This is a genomic window from Pseudomonadota bacterium, from assembly GCA_026388315.1.
Taxonomy (GTDB): domain Bacteria; phylum Desulfobacterota; class Syntrophorhabdia; order Syntrophorhabdales; family Syntrophorhabdaceae; genus MWEV01.
Window position 1 is genome coordinate 1 of the sequence record JAPLKA010000116.1, and the last position, 18,242, is coordinate 18,242.

Here is an 18,242-nt window from a genome sequence, read left to right on the forward strand (position 1 = left end):
CCTCTGATACACTCACTTTTAGTTCCATTGGATGTTCCTCCTTCCTAAAATAGATTTGTGATTCGTCATCACCTATTTTATAGGAGGTACATCCTTTTTGTCACTCCTTATGAATTTACACAAGAGAGTTTACACTACCGAATCGCCGGATCTCATCCTTATCACCTCCATAATGACATACTGGTATGCCGGCGCAAAGGATGCACTGGAGATTGCCAGAAAACGCTTTCCATCATCAAAAATTGTGTTAGGCGGCATATATCCCTCTCTCTGTTATGAACACGCGAAGGCCGCCATGGAAGGGGCCGATTTAATCGTTAAGAACAATGAGGCAGAACAATTCTACAGGTTTGTGGAGGGAGAGTTTGGCGTTACCTTGTCGTTCAAGCCGTCTATGTATGATTTTGATGCGCTTCCGTATCCGTGTTTTGATTTATATGACAAAATACACTTTATCCCGCTCCTCACTTCCTATGGGTGTGTGTACAGGTGTACGTTCTGCGCAACGCCGTATATGCACCCCGGAATTGTCAGGAGGAGCGCAGGGAGCGTTATCAATGAAATCGTATACTGGCACGATCGCAGCGTTGAGAAATATGTACTATACGACGATAACTTCCTTTACAGGCCAGGCATCTATGCAAAGCCATTACTGAGGGGTATCATAAAACTCCCGTTCCCGATAAACATTTATAACCCCAATGCAATCAATGCGTCGCTCATAGATGATGAGCTGGCAAACCTGCTGTTAGTTGCCGGCTTCAAAGAGGTAAGAATCGGGCTTGAAGCAATTAACCCTGATATACAAAAATCCCTTGGTGGAAAAGTAAACCAGAGTATCTTCGAAAAGGCAGTTAGTTTTTTATTAAATGCGGGTTTTACTCATGATTCAATCGGTGCTTATATACTTGCAGGGCTTCCTTTCCAGAGGTGGGAAGATGTAAAAACTGCCATAGACTATCTTGCGGGATTAGGGGTGAATACCCATATTGCAGAGTATACGCCCATCCCACACACACCCCTTTTTGAAGAATTTTATCCCCTTGCCCGCTATCCAATAGCAGACGATCCGATCTACCAGAACAACGCCCTGTCCCCGTTCGCCTGGGAAGGGTTCACTGATGAGAATCTGCTGTTTCTGAAACAATACGCGAGGGAAAAGAACAGTTTAATTGATAAATTCGGGCAATGATGCTAAATATTTGTTTAGCATGCGAGAGTGGCGGAACTGGCAGACGCACTGGACTTAGGATCCAGCGGGTTACACCGTGGGGGTTCAAATCCCCCTTCTCGCAAATCATTGAATGACATATTTTCAACCACCTCAGCAACAGCCAATATCTTTGCTTCGGGGATAATGCGATTAGCTGAAAGGCCCTGGGTGTTGCTGTATTAACTGTATTTCAATCATACCGAGACCAAATGGTTTACAGAGAATTTCCCTCGGGACCACCGCTTTACCTGTTTGGTTCCATATGCCAAAATTAGTGGGGCGCAATCTTCGTTTCAATGGCCTGGGGTTCGCCTGTCAGGAAGGGCATGATTGAAGTGCATCCCGAAACGGTTAATAGCCCCAGACTCACAAGAATTACAAAAACACATGTTCTTATCATTGTATTTTAAGCTCCCCGATGCCCGTATTTATATGACTGCATATAATTTATTCTACCCGCTTCTTTCATAATGTCAATCCCTTTGTATAATCTCACAAAAGAGAAGGTGTTTGGGGGCTGCATATAAAAACTTTTCTTATTTTTGCATCTCAATAAAGTTCTGGAGTAATTGAAGGCCCACCCTCTGGCTCTTCTCCGGGTGAAACTGGCAGGCAAAGAGGTTGCCTTTTTGAACGGAAGAGGCAAACTCGGCCCCATAATGCGTCTTTGTTGCCGTTACGTCTTCTGTGGGTCTGCAAAAATATGAGTGGACAAAATAAAAAAATTCGCCGTCGTTGATCCCGTTGAAAATCGGATTTTCTCTTTGAATCTCTACGCTGTTCCAGCCCATGTGCGGCACCTTGGTGTTGCCTTTAAATCTCGGGACATCTCCTTTAATTATCCCCATGCCTTCGGTGCCCGGCGCCTCTTCGCTCGACTCGAACAACACCTGCATCCCCAGGCATATCCCGAGGTAGCGCTTATCGTTCATTATCAACTCTTTTAGTACATCAAAGAGGTCGAGCTTCTTCAGATTCTCAATGCATTTTCCGAAGGCGCCTACGCCCGGGAGCACGATAGCGCGTGAATTTTTAATTGTCTCCATGTCCCTTGTAATCGTTACGTCGCCGCCCAACTTCCTGAAGGCGTTGGTAACGCTTCTCAGGTTTCCCATCCCATAGTCAACAATCGCTATCATATTTTAGCTCCCCGCATTACAGCATTCCTTTTGTCGACAACGGTCCTTTGATGCGCTCATCTTTTGTAACTGCCTCTTTTAATGCCTTTCCAAAGGCCTTAAAAATCGCTTCAACCTTGTGGTGCAGGTTTTCACCATAGAGCAGATTGACGTGGAGCGTTATTTTTGCCTCATTTACAAAACCCTTGAAGAACTCTTTTACAACCTCGGTATCGAAAATGCCTATTTTCCCCTGAAGATCGGCCCTCCACACGAGGTTGGGTCGCCCGCCCATATCTACGGCAAAGATACAGAGCGCTTCGTCCATGGGAATTATGGCAGAACCATAACGCTTAACACCCTCAAGGTTTGTGAGCGCTTCCTTTAACGACTTGCCCATGGTAATGCCTATATCCTCAACTGTGTGGTGATAATCCACATCCGTGTCCCCTTTGGCATCAAGGGAAAGGTCGAAAAACCCGTGTTTTGCAAACAAGTGGAGCATGTGGTCGAAAAAGGGGATACCGGTTGATATTTCATAGGAGCCTTCCCCATCAATGACCCATTGCACCTTTACTGTTGTTTCTTTTGTTTTTCTTTCCACCGAAGCTTCTCTTTTCATGTTTCCCCCTTTATTAAAAAACTTCTTTCTTTTTTGTCAGTTTTATGCCTTTTGCCTTTAACTTAAAACTGTCTTTATGGTATTACCTTGTTCAGCGGATATTCAACAATCCCCTGTGCGCCTGCCCTTTTAAGGTCGGGTATGATATCCCTTACCGTCTTTTCATCCATAATTACTTCAAGCGCCACCCAATCCTTGTCAGACAGGCTTGATACCGTTGGCGTCTGGAGAGAAGGGAGAATTTTTACCACCTTTTCCAGCTTTGCCTTGGGTACGTTCATTTTGAGACCCACCTTTTCCTCTGCAAGGAGCGCCCCTTTAAGCAATATGGTGATGTTCTCCATTTTTCTCTTCTTCCACTCATCCTTCCAGGCGCTTCTGTTCGCTATCAATACCGTTTCTGATTCGAGGATTGTCTCTATGATTCTCAGATTATTTGCCCTCAGGGATGCACCAGTTTCGGTAACCTCCACAATGGCGTCGGCTAAAAGCGGGGGCTTTACCTCTGTTGCGCCCCACGAAAATTCAACGGAAGCGTCGATGCCCTTTTTCTTAAGGTACCGTTTCGTAAAGCCCACAAGTTCCGTTGCAATCTTTTTACCCTTCAAATCGTCAACGGTTTTTATCGGAGAATCTGCCGGAACCGCGACAACCCACTTAACCCCCCTGAACCCCACCTTTCCGTATCGTAGCCTCACAAGCTCAACAACCTTTGCATCCTGTTCAAGCACCCAGTCGTATCCTGTAATGCCCATGTCGAGAATCCCATCCTCAACATACCTTGCCATCTCTTGTGCCCTTATAACAAGCCCTTCCAGTTCGGGGTCGTCTATAACGGGCACATAGGACCTTTCAGGGAGTTTTATGGTATAGCCGGCATTTTTAAAAAGCTTGAACGTGGTCTCCTGTAAGCTCCCCTTGGGTAATCCAATTTTTAACTTCATATTACAACCCCTTTCTCGCTTTTATCGATTCGCCGTGTGCAAAAAGACCTTCAATCCGGGCCAGTTTCACGGCCTTATCTCCGTATTTACTTAAAAACTGCTTATCTATTGTAACAAGTACCTTTCTCTTTGTAAACCTGTCAACGGATAATCCTGCTGTAAATCTTCCGGCACCGCCGGTTGGCAGAACGTGGTTCGTGCCGATATAGTAGTCGCCCATTGCAACGGGGGTATGGGGGCCTACATAGATAATGCCGGGATACAAAATCTTTTCTGATATGCTCTCGTCGCCTATAAGCTCCATGTGCTCAGGGGCAATCCTGTTTATCGCATCGACAGCCCGATCTATATCCTTATAGTGCACAAGAAAGCTGTTTGCCTTGAGCGCCTTCTCTATCACATCCTTCCTTTCGTTGGTAACGATAAGCCGCTCTATGCTCTTCATGACATCATATATATGCTCCCTGGAAGGTGAAAATAGTCCGACAGTGGCCATTTCGTCGTGTTCCCCCTGAGAAAACATATCCCATGCAACCACATCGGGAGAGAATGCATATGTACAGAGCACAATGAGTTCTGTGGGCCCCGCAAGCATATCTATGCCCACTATGCCGTAAACGTCCCTCTTTGCCTCGTCAACATAAGCGTTCCCCGGACCAACTATCATGTCCACCTTCGGTATGCTCCCGACCCCATAAGCAAATGCATAAATGGCCTGCGCCCCGCCTATTCTGTAAATGTCCTTCACGTTTAAGAGCATGCAGGCGGCCGATACGTAGGGATTCAACGCACCGTCGGTTGTTGGAGTGGCAACAAATATGTTTTTCACGCCTGCAATCTGTGCAGGCACAACTCCCATAACCAGAGAAGAGGGGTATGCAGCCTTTCCGCCGGGAACGTATATCAATGCGCTCTCCACCGGCACAAAGGTTTCTTTTACTACAAGACCCTTCCTCTGGTAAGTCCTTGCGCGCCCGCCCTGGTATTTGTGATAGGATGCAACATTTCTTATCATGCCGCGAAGGATGCCCACATCTTTCTTTTTTATCCTGGCTGCGCTCTCTTTCAGTTCCTCTTCTGCCACCTTCAGGGGGTAGGCCTCTCTCCATCCGTCCCATTTTCTCGAAAATTCAACGAGGGCACGTTCTCCTTTTGCCATTATTTCGTTTTTCACCGTTTCAACGGCAGCCCCTATGTTTTGCTTTTTTTTCTCTCTTCCTTCGATAATGGAGGCTATAAACTCGTCAAATTCCCGATCAAGATCCCAGACCTTCATTCTTCCTCCTCTCGATTCTTGCACCGAGGCCTTTCAGCTTTTCTTCTATCGATTCATAACCCCTGTCTATATGGTATATCCTTGAAACCTCCGTGGTGCCGTATGCGGTGAGTCCTGCCAGAATAAGAGATGCGCTTGCCCGCAGGTCTGTAGCCATAACCTTTGCACCGGTGAGCATTTTAATGCCCTTCACAATAGCAGTATTACCTATCACCCTTATGTCCGCACCCATTCTTCTCAATTCTGCGGCATGCATCATCCTGTTCTCAAAGATTGTTTCGGTTATAGCGCTTGTGCCCTTTGCTGTGCTCATCAGGGCCATTATCTGTGCCTGCATGTCTGTAGGGAACCCCGGGTAGGGGGCTGTCCGTATGTCTGCTGCGTTTGGCCTCTTTTTCGACATTGATGCCCTTATCGTTGCCCCGTTTTCGATAATATCCATTCCCACTTCTCTCAACTTTTCAATAATCGGCTGTATGTGCGAGGGAATACACCCCTCAATCTCTATATTGCCTCTCGTTATGCCACAAGCCACGAGAAAAGTACCTGTCTCTATTCTGTCGGGTATAACTTCATAGTCACAGGGCATTAGCTGATCCACACCCTTAATCTTAACAATCTCTGTGCCTTCTCCTTCGATTTTTGCGCCCATCCGTTTCAGCATATGCGCCAGGTCAACAACTTCCGGCTCACAGGCAGCATTTTCAATGATGGTTTCCCCCTTTGCCATAACGGCCGCCATCAACATGTTTTCGGTTCCGCCAACAGTGGTCTTGTCAAAATGAATCCGTGCGCCCTTAAGCTTTTTTGCTGTCACGTCCACATATCCTTCTCTCAGCCTTACATCGCAGCCCAGCGCTGAGAGTCCTTTTAAATGTAAGTCTATAGGCCTTTCGCCTATGGCACAACCGCCAGGATATGATACGGTTGCCCTGCGTAAGCCCCCTATAAGAGAGCCGAGCACCAGAACAGATGCCCTCATTTCTTTTACAATTTCATAAGGGGCTACATGGTTCGTCAGGTCTCTCGTATCCACCTTCAACGAATGTTCGTCTGCCCATTCTGTAGCCCCTCCCAGCAGCGCAATGAGTCTCGTCATGGTGCGAACATCCTTTAATCGCGGAACATTGTCAATCCTGTACTCGCCCTTTTGAAGAATTGTTGCAGCAAGGAGCGGCAGGACGGCATTTTTCGACCCGCTTATCCTCACGGTGCCCTGTAATCTTTCTCCGCCTTCTATGACAAATTTATCCATGATCCTATGATTACCCTTTCCTTTCCGCTCAGATCTAATTTTATCTCCACTTCAAACCCTGAATATCCTAAAGCTTTTTGTATATTGACAGCCTGTGTGGCGCTGCCAATCTCACACAGAACGTGCCCGTTCCTTTTTAAATAATGCGGAAGCGCGTCTATAAACCTTCTATAGATTTCAACGCCGCCTTCGCCCCCGTTAAGTGCAATTTCGGGCTCGAAATCCCGCACGTCGCGCATTAAGGTATTCCACTCTTCGGAAGGAATGTAGGGGAGATTTGCAAGAATCAGATCAAATTTTACGCTTTTCTGAATAGCGCTGAAAAGGTCGGAACAAATAAGGCTGGTACTGTCTGATATGTCTAACAGCAGTGCGTTCTTTTTTGCCACACACAATGCGTCCGGGGAAATATCCACACACATTACGTTGTGCCTGGTTTTTTTTGCAATGGTTAAACCGATGGTGCCGGGCCCTGTGCCCATGTCCAGCAAAAGAAGGGGGTCTTTCCTTGTCCTGATTATCTTCAGGGCCTCTTCAACAAGCGTCTCTGTTTCGGGTCTTGGTATAAGAACCCTTTCGTCCACAAAAAACACCTCCGAAAAAAATTCTTTTTCTTTCAGTATATAGGCAAGGGGGGTTCCTTCCCGCCTTGATTTCAAGAGCCCTTCTATCCGGGAAGCTTCTTCTCTGCACACCACCCTCTCATAACTCGCAAAGACCTCTTCTTTGCGTATTGAAAGGGCGTGGGCAATGATATTTACAAGGTCAAGTCTTGTAACATCTCTTTCTCCAACAACAATGTCCCTGATTCGCAACGACAATTACCCTGCTTTTAAAGACTCCGACTGAAAATGGGCAACGAGTGGGTTTACGATGTCTTCAATGTTTCCATCTAAAACATTCTGCAGTTTATAGAGTGTCAAGCCGATTCTATGATCTGTGACCCTTCCCTGGGGAAAATTGTACGTTCTGATTCTTTCGCTCCTGTCGCCGCTGCCAACCTGTTTTTTTCTCTCTTCAGATATTTCCAGCTCCTTCTCCGCTTCCATCTTCTCTTTAAGCCTTGTTCTAAGCACCCTGATGGCCTTTGACTTGTTCTTGTGCTGGGACTTTTCGTCCTGGCAGGTTACCACAAGGCCCGTCGGTATGTGGGTTATCCGCACCGCAGAGTCTGTGGTGTTCACGTGTTGCCCTCCGGGCCCGCTTGATCTGAATACATCAATTCTCAGGTCCTCAGCGCTCATGTTTATTTCCGTCTCCTCGGGCTCGGGCAGAACAGCCACGGTCACCGCCGATGTATGGATTCTTCCCTGGGCCTCTGTTACGGGGACCCTCTGTACCCTGTGAACACCGCTCTCATGTCTGAGCTGGCCGTATGCATCCCTGGCCTCTATTACCATAACAACCTCTTTGAATCCGCCGAGATCAGATATGCTTGCAGCCATCAATTCGGTCTTCCATTTCATCTTCTCCGCGTATCTCGTGTACATTGTAAAAAGGTCTCTCGCAAAAAGCGCTGCCTCTTCGCCCCCGGTGCCTGCTCTTATCTCGAGAAAGGTATTCTGAACGTTCTTCTCGTGCCTGCCCAACAATCTTCCCCGCAGGAGTGTTTCAAGCTTTTCCTTGCCGTCTGATAGATGGTTTGCCTCCTCTTTTATGAGGGCCTTCATCTCTTCCTGCGTTTCTGATTTGAGCATTTCAAGGGTCTTCTCTTCTTCGTCCTTCGTCTTTTTCCATTCCCTGAAAGGTTCAACAATCTCTTTCAGCTCCGCATATTCTTTTGTAAGTTTTTTATAGACCTCCATGTTGGCAACAGCCTCCGGCTTTGCCATTTCATGCTCTATCTCTTCATAGCGCCTTTCGGACTCTTCTAATTTCTCGAACATCAGGTGGTTTTTTTGCCGTACCTCTTCTCAAATTTCTCCACCTGTCCGGTAGAGTCAAGCCGTTTTTCCTTGCCGGTAAAAACAGGGTGACACTTTGCACATATTTCTACGCTTATCTTTTCCCTTACCGATAAGGTCTCAAAGGTGTTGCCGCAGGCACACTTAACCGTTGCCTTCTTGAGATTTGGATGTATCCCTTTCTTCATGTTACACTCCTTTGCTCATGGAATATATAAAGTCTTTGTTTGAATCGGAATCCGCCAGCTTTTCGATTAAAAACTCCATGGAGTCAACCGGGTTCATGGGTTGTAATACCTTTCTCAAAAGCCATATTCTCGATAAGTCGCCGTTTTCTATCAGCAACTCTTCTTTTCTTGTTCCTGATTTATTAATGTCGATGGCAGGAAATACCCTTTTCTCGGCAAGTTTTCTGTCTAAATATATCTCCATATTGCCCGTTCCCTTAAATTCTTCAAAAATGACCTCGTCCATCCTGCTCCCTGTGTCTATCAATGCAGTTGCAACGATGGTAAGGCTGCCCCCTTCCTCGATATTCTTGGCCGCCCCGAAAAACCTTCTCGGTTTCTGCATGGCCGATGCATCAATGCCGCCCGAGAGAATCTTTCCGCTCGAAGGAACCACCGTGTTATAAGCCCTCGCAAGCCTTGTGATGCTGTCCAGAAGAATAACTACGTCCCTTTTGTGCTCAACAAGCCTTTTCGCCTTTTCTATAACTATTTCTGCAACCTGAACGTGTCTTGTTGCGGGCTCATCAAAGGTTGAACTTATTACTTCACCATTTACAGACCTCATCATGTCGGTAACCTCCTCGGGTCTTTCGTCGATGAGCAGGACGATGAGAATAATCTCCTTATGGTTGGCGGTTATGCTGTTCGCTATGTGCTGAAGAAGCATGGTCTTGCCTGTTCTTGGGGGTGCTACTATGAGCCCCCTCTGGCCCTTGCCGATAGGCGTGAAGAGGTCCATAACCCTTGTCGACATGTTGGTGCTGTTTGTTTCAAGCACGGTTCTTTCGTTAGGATATATGGGTGTGAGATTATCAAAAATTATCTTGTCCTTTGCAACGCTCGGGTCGTCAAAGTTAACCGTTTCGACCTTAAGAAGGGCAAAGTATTTCTCGTTGTCTTTCGGCGGTCTGATTTGACCCGATATGGTGTCTCCTGTCCTCAGGCCAAACCTTTTTATCTGTGATGGGGAGATGTATATATCGTCAGGGCCGGGTAGATAGTTTGAGTCTGTAGATCTCAAAAACCCAAACCCTTCCGGGAGTATTTCCAGAACGCCTTCACCATATACGGACTCGTTCTTGTCCACCATTGCCTGTAATATAGCGAATATCAGTTCCTGTTTCCTCAGTCCTGATGCGTTCTCTACGTTCAGATCCTTTGCAATCTGTGTAAGTCCCCCGATCTTGGTTCTCTTTAAATCATTAAGATGCATGTGGTTCTACCTCCCATCCTTTTATCTTTTCCAAAAGCATTGCTGTTTCTTTTTTAAGGTCCTCGACTGTCCCGTTGTTGTGCACAACCCAGTCTGCCGTTCTTTCTTTCTCTTTCAGGGGCATCTGAAAGGCCATCCTTCTTTTAACATCCTCTTCGTCCATTCCCCTGTTTTTTAGTCTCACGGTCAGCATTTCCGCATCCGTGGATACTACAACGGTTCTGTCCATCTTCTTGTACAGTCCTGTCTCAAAAAGGAGAGGGCCGTCTATTATGACTGATTTTGCGCCGCTTTTTTTAATCTGCTCTGCATTTCTAAACAGTCTTTCTACTATTCCGGGGTGCACTATCTTTTCGAGTTTTTTTAACGAATCTCTGTTCTGGAATGCGGCGCTCCTCATTTTCTCGATGTTTACGTGATCCCCCGAAATATACTCTGTACCAAAAACATTACCTATTTCTTTTTTCACGTCTTCCAAGGAAAGCACTTCTTTGGCGATCCCGTCGAGGTCGATTACCTCAAACCCTTCTTTTTTAAGCATGCTTGATACGGTGGTCTTTCCGCTCCCTATAATGCCGGTTATGCCTACGAGGATCATATATCGAGATTTCTGACATTCATGGCATTTTCTTCTATGAAAGCCCTTCTGGTTTCTATGTTGCTACCCATTAAAACGGTGAACATTTGGTCGGCCCCGATGGCGTCTTCTATTGAGACTCTGAGGAGGCTTCTTTTTTCCGGGTTCATGGTTGTTTCCCATAGCTGTTCCGGGTTCATTTCGCCCAGGCCCTTATATCTCTGTATGCTGATTCCGTCTTTGCCGCGTTCATTAATGTACTTAACAAAGTCCTCTGTGCCCTTTGTTTCTGTTCTTGAACCACCATCGGTAATTACTATCTCTTCTTCGTAGAATTCTTTTACTTTATTGTAGTCCTTGAGTCTGTCCGTATAGTCTTCCTGGCTGCACGTTTCATAGTCTATTTCAACGGGGATCTCTTCTTTGTCCGCTTTTTTTATATATAGCCTGTAGAGGTTGTGTTCCCTGTCTCTTTCCATTTCCACCGTATAGCCGGCCCTGCTCATATGCGCTTTGAATGCATCTAATTTCTCTTTTTCTTCAAAGTCTTCTCTTCTCCATATGTTCGATCTGAAAAGCCCAAGCATGGTTGTTCTGTCGATGCCAGACCTCGACATCTCTTTCAGAAACCGCTCAACCCTTCTCATTCCCTCTATGTGTTCTTTTAAAAGGTCTTTGTTTACTTCTTTGCCTCCTACGCGGCATTCTACCTTTTCGACGCCTCTTCGCGTAACAAAGCTTTCAAATTCATCTTCGTCTTTTATGTAGACCTCTTTGTTTCCCTGCTTGGTTTTATAAAGTGGTGGCTGTGCTATATAAAGATACCCGTTCATAATTATTTCTGGTATCTTTCTGTAAAACAAGGTGAGGAGGAGCGTTCTGATGTGTGAGCCATCAACGTCCGCATCGGTCATTATAATGATTTTTTTATACCTGAGCCTCTCTATGTTATCAGAATTTATCCCGACCGCCAGATATACTGACCGTATTTCGTTGTTCAAAAGAACCTTTTCCTGATTTGCTTTTTCGACGTTAAGTATCTTTCCTTTTAATGGCAAAATTGCCTGAACCTTGCGGTCCCTTCCCTGTTTTGCAGAGCCCCCTGCCGAATCCCCCTCTACAATGAAGAGTTCGCATATGTCCGGGTTACTTTCCTGACAATCAGCGAGCTTTCCCGGCAGTATCCCTCCTTCTATAAGGCTTTTGTTTTTTACAAGATCCTTCGCTTTTTTTGCTGCCTCTCTTGCCTTTTTTGTTTCATAAGCCTTATTAATAATAATTTTTGCAACGTTTTGATTTATCTCAAAATATTCGGCAAGTTTTTCGTTCATGATGGACTCGACAAAACCCTTAACCTCGCTGTTCCCGAGTTTTGCCTTTGTCTGTCCTTCAAACTGAGGGTTCTGTATCTTTATGCTTATAACTGCCACCAGACCTTCTTTTATATCATCGCCGGAAACGCTTTCTTTGTTTTTCTGGGTTGAGTTGGACTGTATAAAGTTATTTATACTTCTTGTGAGTGCACTTCTGAACCCTGTTACGTGTGACCCGCCTTCCTGTGTGTTCACGTTGTTTACAAAACTGTTAATATTCTCGTTATATCCGTCATTGTACTGAATAGCGACTTCCAGAACGTCAATTGTCTGTTTGGTGCTCGAAATATGGATCGGTTCTTCAAAAAGTACGGTTTTGTTGACGTTGAGGAATTTTACAAAGGATTTTACGCCGCCTTCGTGTTTGAATTCCTGTCTTTTTCCTTTCCTCTCATCAGTCAAAACAATGTATATGCCGTTATTGAGAAACGATATTTCTCTCATTCTGTGGGTAAGAACATCGTTACTGAATTCTATTGTTTCAAATATGTTTTTGTCGGGCTTAAATTTTACCTTTGTGCCGGTTTTATCGGTATCTCCTATGATCTTCAAATCCATCAGCCTGTTGCCGCATGCATATCTCTGAAAATAAACCTTACCGTCCCTTCTTATCTCTACTTCAAGATATTCGGACAGTGCATTAACTACTGACAGACCTACCCCGTGCAGGCCTGCAGAATATCTGTAGGTGTCTTTGTCAAACTTGCCGCCTGCATGCAGTTTTGTCAGAACAACCTCCAGCGCTGACATGTTCTCGCCTGCGTGTAATGCTACCGGAATGCCTCTCCCGTTATCCTCGCATGTTACGCTGTTGTCTCTGTGTATAGTAATTGCAATTCTGTTACAATAACCTTCCAGCGCTTCGTCCACGCTATTATCAACAAGCTCATATACAAGATGGTGGAGGCCCTCTGTGGCGGTGTTTCCTATGTACATAGACGGAACCTTCCTTACCGCATCAAGTCCGTCTAAAATTTTTATGTTTTCTGCTCCGTATTCTCTCATTCTAAATCCTTATAGGCATAATAATATTTTTGTGATTTTTCCCCTCTTCGCCCTCAAAGAGAACGGCCCCGTATACAGAAGGAGCTTTTATAACAATATCTGTTCCGTCTATACGAGAAACCACATCTAAAACAAACCTTACGTTAAAATTCATGCTTATCTTCTCGCCTTTATAATCCACTTCAATTACCTCTTTTGCACGCCCTATCTCTGATTCTGCTTCAATATCCATTGTATTTTCATATAAAGTTATTTTTACCGGCTCTGCTCTCCCTATAATTGCCGAAACCTTTTTTAGTCCTCTAAAAATAGTGTCCTTATTAACCCTTACAACATTCACGTTGCTCTCTGGAATGACATTCTCAAAGTCCGGGAAACTTCCCTCTATTATTCTTGAAATTAATGTGACGTTTTTTGTACTGAATTGTATGTGTTTTTCGCCGATGCACATCTTTACCTCTTCATCTTCACCAATAATCCGCTCAATCTCTGCTATTGATCTCCTTGGAATAATTATTCCTTTAAATCCTTTTAGTCCGGCCACATCTTTCCTATATAAAGACATCCTAAAACCGTCTGTCCCGACAACTATTATATCCCCTTCAAACCCCTTCATATACATACCAGTCAATACATACCGCGTTTCATCGAGAGATATGGCAAAGTCAACTTTGTTTATCATTTCCAGTAAAATCCTGCCATTTATATAAACCTCTTCATATCCCGAAATTTCTTTTACTTCCGGAAATTCTTCCGGGTCTTGCAAGCTCAGTACAAATTCTGACTGCTTCTGTTTTATTGAAAGAATATTATCTGTTATTTCGAGGCTTATATCGCCGTTTTCCATTTCTCTTAATATTTCCTGAAGTTTTTTCCCGTGAATGATGATTTTCTTCTCAAAGTCTGTTTTATAGTCAATATATCCTATGGCGCTTACTTCAAGGTCTGTAGAATAAAACCTGATTCCTGACGGACCGAATTCTATAAGGAGATTTGAAAGTATTGGCATAAGTGATCGTTTTTCTGTTATGCCGACTAATTTTGTAATTGGTGTAAGAAATATGTTCTTATCTATTACTATATTCATAATAAACCTCTCGTATTAGTAATATATTGTGTTGAAATGTTGAAAAGACAGCAACTAGAGAATAATAAAACAGAAAAGTCACAAAAAATAGTTTTGAGATTGTTTAAGGGATGTGAATTCATGTAGACTTAACCTTCAATTCTATCTTTTCAACAATCTCTTTAAATTCTTTTTTTATCTTCATCTCTTCCTCCACCCTCTTTATAGAATGGATTATTGTGGCGTGATCTCTTCCGCCGAGCTTCTCTCCAATACCAACAAGAGAAGTATCTGTTAATCTTCTTGAGAGGTATATTGTAACCTGCCGGGGAATCATGACGGACCTTACGCGCTTTCCAGATTTTATATCTGACACTTTAACTGAAAAATAAGACGATACCTCCTTTAATATCATATCTATTGTAATCTCCTTCTTTTTTTCTTTAATAATGTGTCCCATAATTTCTTTTGCAAGACCGACGGTTATAGGAACATTGTTTAATGATGCAAATGCACCGATTCTTATTAAAGAACCTTCGAGCGACCTCACGCTGTCATCAACAATTGAGGCAACAAAAAATGCAACATCATTGGGAAGATCAATATTTTCGAGTTCGGCTTTCTTATTAAGTATTGCAACCTTTGTTTCAAGATCGGGTGACTGGATATCGGCAATAAGACCCCACTCAAACCTGGAACGGAGCCTTTCCTCAAAGTGTTCAATATCTCTCGGAAACTTATCGCTCGTGACAACAACCTGTTTCATGTTGTCATAGAGCGTGTTAAATGTGTGGAAAAATTCCGCCTGGGTTCTTTCTTTTCCTGCAATAAACTGAATATCATCAATAAGCAGCACATCCATTCTTCTAAATCTGTTTCTGAAGTCATCCATCTTTTCATATCTTAAAGAATTTATAAGCTCGTTTGTAAAAACCTCTGCCGTGATATAACATATGCGGTCAGCATTAACCCCTCCGTGCCTGATAAGAAAATTTCCGACGGCATTCAACAGGTGTGTTTTGCCAAGACCGACGCCCCCGTATATAAAAAGGGGATTATACGTTTTTCCCGGGTTTGTCGCAACAGCAAGACACGCCGCATTTGCAAACTGGTTGCTGGCACCAACAACAAAGCCCTCAAAGGTATATCTTGGATTAAAATTATTATACGGTGCCGCCTTTTTTACTGCAAAAACCTTCTTTTCTTCGATCTTTTCTTCTTTTTTAAGGACATATTCCATCTTCACATTTTCTTTTGCAACGTCTTTTAAAAGGGCAACGAGGATGGGTTCAAAGTTTTCTATTACCCAGTCACGAAAAAATGTATTTGGAACGGACACGCAACATTTTCCGTCTTTATAGTCGATGAACCGCAACGGCTCAATCCATGTTTTATAGCTGTCCTCATTGATTATACCAGCTATCTTTGGTTTTATCTGGGATAGAATGTCAAACATCTTAAGGTCAATTTTTCAACATTTTTTCAACATATGTGGAAAACTAAAATGCTCTTGAAAGGTTAATATCCAATATTAATATATGTATGAGCAAAATTCAACTGTTTTTTTCCTGGCCGACACAAACAATATATTGATTGACCGCCTTTGTTCTGATATTGTTTCCCGTTACGAAAGCCCGCTTATAATTATCACCAATTAGCTTATAATATCCTTGACTTAAGCGCGGCAAACCCTTGCAACAAGAGCACTCGTTCACCACAAGCAAACACACTCACAAAGAGTCTTCCGTGCACGAAAAGAATATCAAGCAGACGGCACAAAACAATTAAAAAAGAACCCTCCTCGCCGGCATCCCTGCCATTTCTTCCGGGCAGAACCGCTCAAAGCCCCGAAGCATCCTGAAATGAGTTACAGAAAACGCTGTACCTTCCCCAACAACCTTGAGAGCAAAACAGAACGGGTTTTTGTTCGCCTCTCCTTACGAAAGAAGGAAAAAGCCACAGCCAACCCGGTCAGTTCGGAAGCAGGCTCACCGTCACCCATATGATTAATGTATGGCGGCGAAACGCTATTTGCTATTTTGGCGACGATTTGTGGAATGTGACCTCTGGAAGTTTACCACTGCTCCACGTTGAGGCCCGACACCCCTTCATAGACGATTTTGCTTTTCAGGGATTCCGCCACAACCTCACGGAAGAGGGTTTTGTTTTTCATTTTGAGTGGTATTGATAATTTCAGGAAAAATCTGATTCTGTCGCCTGTTGATATCCTCTTCGGAATGGTGGTGTTCAACTGTGTCAACACCCTTTTGAGGGACTCCGTGTCCGTTTCCGTGAAAACAATATCCTCCACGTCCAGGAGGATAAACCCCCCATCCCTCAATACAAAAACATTGCAGGCCTTCACATCCCTGTGGATTATCCACTGCCCTATCGCATGAACAAAAAAGGTAGAAAATGTGTCAATAAACATTCTCCTCTCATGCACACCGAATCTGTCATATTCCCTGTCCAGATAACGGTCAAGTTCTTCGCCCCTGCCTGCCAGATCTTCCATGGCGATAAACCCCTTTTCAATGAGAGATGGCCTTTTGACAAAAAACGCCTGGGGTACCACCCGGAGGTTTAAATACGTTAAGGCAATGTGATTTTTCCAGGCCCTGTTCAAGCGCCTCTTGTTCCGGTATGTTTTTCTTACGTGGTCACTGTACCGCTCTATCTTTACTTTTTTGTCCTTTTTTATCACAGAGCACAGCGTGCCCTTGCCGTGCCCCTCGAATCCGGCAATATAGACACAATTACGGTCTTTTGCCATTGTTGATGTGTCATCAAATGCCCGCTCCATCTTTTTCAGAATCCACCGGTGTCTCAGGCGCTTCAGCTCTGCCTCAAGGGGTTTCCTTATGCCCTTTTCGCCATACCGCTGAAAAAAGGCACTCTTCTCTTCCTCGCTGAGGCTTTGATATACCATGGTAATGGCGTGTGCGAGGTTTGATATTTCGTCGCTGAGCGAAAAAGTGCTTTTGATTTTCATTTTGTGCAAATCGACGAGGTACAGCCTGTCCTTATGGACAATAATGTTATTCAGGTGCAGGTCGTTGTGCCTGATGCGGTGAAGCTTCAACACATTCAAGAAATCTGCAAGCTGAAGGAGAAGGGTGTTTTTTCCAACACTTGCCGTATATGCATTTACAAAGGTGTTACCATCAATCCATTCCTGAATTACGTATGATCCCGTATCTGAAATTCCATACCCAAGAGGTTCGGGCGTGGGGATTGAAAGCAAAATCAACTTGCCGGCCAAATAGAATTCTTTTTTCCCCCTCGGCGAAATCCGGTTTCTCAAAAGCCCGTAAAAACCCTTTTCTTTGAAAAATTTTATGAAAATCTTTTTTCCTGCATGTTCAAAGGTAAAATGGCCCCTTTTTGTTGCCCCTTCGCACGAAACTTCTTTCACAAAATCGACAGGCAACTCGTCTTTAAGAAACCACTTAATGTTGTGTGTCCTGACGATTTTCATAAGTTATTTATGATCTCTGAGACCTTCGGGCCCCAGGATTGCAGAGAAAATTTGTCTTCCACGAATCCCCGTGCTATTTTACCCATCCGTTTTCTTAAATCCACGTTCTCTGAAAGTTCGTTGATGGCATCTTTCCATCCATCCAAATCTTCTCTCAAAAACCCATTCACACCATTTTCTATCATTTCCCGTGCAACGCCAACAGGGTGTGTCAGCGATGGCATTCCTGCTGCCATGTACTGAATGAGCTTGAGTCCACACTTTCCCCTTGACCATATATCGTCCCTGACCGGCATGATTCCCATGTCAAAACCAAGCAAGGCCGCCTTCTCTTTCTCCTTCTGCCATTTTTCAAAAAACACCCCCCTTGCTTCAATCTCAGGGGGACGATCAGCTACCACCATAAAATTGATTTTTTCCGGATCGAAAACGGAAAGCAACAGTTCTTTCATGTCAAGCAGGTATCTCAACGTAGCGCCACTCCCTGTCCAACCTACAACAAACGGCGTTTTTTGATAATGGTTTTTTACGGGATATTCGTCGGTGTTCACGACGGTGGGAACACGGTATATGTTATTTTCTCTATGGCGGCCCGCCTCTTTGCAGAGAAATCCGTTTCCGCAGAAAACCGCATCGGCATTCCTTACAACCCTCGCAAACCTCGACCGCCTCGTTGAACTCTCACCTCTTGTTCCATACATGACAGCATCATCAAAATCATAGATAAGCCTTTTCGCATGCATCCTCAGCAAGGAAAACTTGAGGGGGTTAAGGAGAACCCTCTGCAGATAGACCACATCGGCAGATCTGGCACAACCCAGAATGTTTGTGAATTTTTCTTTTGTGGTAAGGAGTTCAACCTCAAAGCCGATTTTCTCAAGATAAGGAAAATACTGATGGATTCTATACCCTTCAGGGTTTTCCAGGGTAAATATATTGTGGGTAAAAAAGAGGATTTTTTTCATCCG

The 18,242-nt window shown here is 44.3% G+C and carries 17 protein-coding genes and 1 tRNA gene; 2 read left to right on the forward strand and 16 right to left on the reverse strand.

Annotation, left to right across the window (positions count from 1 at the left end; genetic code table 11):
• Positions 1-97: 97 nt before the first annotated feature.
• Complete coding sequence (locus NTX75_16715) at positions 98-1,192, forward strand: radical SAM protein (protein ID MCX5817858.1); 1,095 nt, start codon at positions 98-100, stop codon at positions 1,190-1,192.
• Between the two features lie 21 nt (positions 1,193-1,213).
• A tRNA-Leu gene (locus tag NTX75_16720) sits at positions 1,214-1,295 on the forward strand.
• A 189-nt stretch (positions 1,296-1,484) separates the two neighbouring features.
• Here NTX75_16720 and NTX75_16725 read toward each other — a convergent pair.
• The 16 genes from NTX75_16725 to NTX75_16800 all read right to left on the reverse strand — a co-directional run bounded on the left by NTX75_16725 (position 1,485) and on the right by NTX75_16800 (position 18,239).
• Positions 1,485-1,613, reverse strand: coding sequence for a hypothetical protein (locus tag NTX75_16725; GenBank protein MCX5817859.1), 129 nt, complete (start codon positions 1,611-1,613; stop codon positions 1,485-1,487).
• 136 nt (positions 1,614-1,749) lie between these two features.
• Positions 1,750-2,352, reverse strand: coding sequence for an imidazole glycerol phosphate synthase subunit HisH (gene hisH, locus NTX75_16730; protein ID MCX5817860.1), 603 nt, complete (start codon positions 2,350-2,352; stop codon positions 1,750-1,752).
• Positions 2,353-2,368: 16 nt separating this feature from the next.
• Positions 2,369-2,953: an imidazoleglycerol-phosphate dehydratase HisB gene (hisB, locus tag NTX75_16735; GenBank protein MCX5817861.1), complete on the reverse strand. Its 585-nt coding sequence runs from the start codon at positions 2,951-2,953 to the stop codon at positions 2,369-2,371.
• Between the two features lie 74 nt (positions 2,954-3,027).
• Positions 3,028-3,897 carry an ATP phosphoribosyltransferase gene (gene hisG / locus NTX75_16740; GenBank protein MCX5817862.1) on the reverse strand — a complete coding sequence of 290 codons (870 nt, stop codon included), beginning with the start codon at positions 3,895-3,897 and terminating at the stop codon, positions 3,028-3,030.
• Between the two features lies 1 nt (position 3,898).
• Positions 3,899-5,173: a histidinol dehydrogenase gene (hisD, locus tag NTX75_16745; GenBank protein MCX5817863.1), complete on the reverse strand. Its 1,275-nt coding sequence runs from the start codon at positions 5,171-5,173 to the stop codon at positions 3,899-3,901.
• Positions 5,154-6,428, reverse strand: a complete 1,275-nt coding sequence (gene murA / locus NTX75_16750; GenBank protein ID MCX5817864.1) for a UDP-N-acetylglucosamine 1-carboxyvinyltransferase — start codon at positions 6,426-6,428, stop codon at positions 5,154-5,156. Before murA ends, hisD begins: the two co-directional genes overlap by 20 nt.
• The gene (prmC, locus tag NTX75_16755) at positions 6,410-7,249 is read right to left on the reverse strand and encodes a peptide chain release factor N(5)-glutamine methyltransferase (protein ID MCX5817865.1); all 840 of its coding nucleotides are present in this window, start codon (positions 7,247-7,249) and stop codon (positions 6,410-6,412) included. Before prmC ends, murA begins: the two co-directional genes overlap by 19 nt.
• Positions 7,250-8,314: a peptide chain release factor 1 gene (prfA, locus tag NTX75_16760; protein MCX5817866.1), complete on the reverse strand. Its 1,065-nt coding sequence runs from the start codon at positions 8,312-8,314 to the stop codon at positions 7,250-7,252.
• Positions 8,314-8,520: a 50S ribosomal protein L31 gene (rpmE, locus tag NTX75_16765; protein ID MCX5817867.1), complete on the reverse strand. Its 207-nt coding sequence runs from the start codon at positions 8,518-8,520 to the stop codon at positions 8,314-8,316. Before rpmE ends, prfA begins: the two co-directional genes overlap by 1 nt.
• A 1-nt stretch (position 8,521) precedes the next feature.
• Positions 8,522-9,775: a transcription termination factor Rho gene (rho, locus tag NTX75_16770; GenBank protein MCX5817868.1), complete on the reverse strand. Its 1,254-nt coding sequence runs from the start codon at positions 9,773-9,775 to the stop codon at positions 8,522-8,524.
• A complete protein-coding gene (gene coaE, locus NTX75_16775; protein MCX5817869.1) occupies positions 9,765-10,373 on the reverse strand; it encodes a dephospho-CoA kinase in 609 nt (202 codons plus the stop codon). The genes rho and coaE overlap by 11 nt, the downstream gene beginning before the upstream one ends.
• Positions 10,370-12,730 (reverse strand): DNA topoisomerase (ATP-hydrolyzing) subunit B, encoded by a 2,361-nt coding sequence (gene gyrB / locus NTX75_16780; protein MCX5817870.1) that lies wholly within the window; start codon positions 12,728-12,730, stop codon positions 10,370-10,372. Before gyrB ends, coaE begins: the two co-directional genes overlap by 4 nt.
• A 1-nt stretch (position 12,731) precedes the next feature.
• Positions 12,732-13,817: a DNA polymerase III subunit beta gene (gene dnaN, locus NTX75_16785; protein ID MCX5817871.1), complete on the reverse strand. Its 1,086-nt coding sequence runs from the start codon at positions 13,815-13,817 to the stop codon at positions 12,732-12,734.
• 118 nt (positions 13,818-13,935) lie between these two features.
• A complete protein-coding gene (gene dnaA, locus NTX75_16790) occupies positions 13,936-15,252 on the reverse strand; it encodes a chromosomal replication initiator protein DnaA (GenBank protein ID MCX5817872.1) in 1,317 nt (438 codons plus the stop codon).
• Positions 15,253-15,870: 618 nt separating this feature from the next.
• Positions 15,871-17,274, reverse strand: a complete 1,404-nt coding sequence (locus NTX75_16795) for a hypothetical protein (GenBank protein ID MCX5817873.1) — start codon at positions 17,272-17,274, stop codon at positions 15,871-15,873.
• Positions 17,271-18,239, reverse strand: coding sequence for a glycosyltransferase family 4 protein (locus tag NTX75_16800; GenBank protein ID MCX5817874.1), 969 nt, complete (start codon positions 18,237-18,239; stop codon positions 17,271-17,273). Before NTX75_16800 ends, NTX75_16795 begins: the two co-directional genes overlap by 4 nt.
• Positions 18,240-18,242 lie beyond the last annotated feature (3 nt).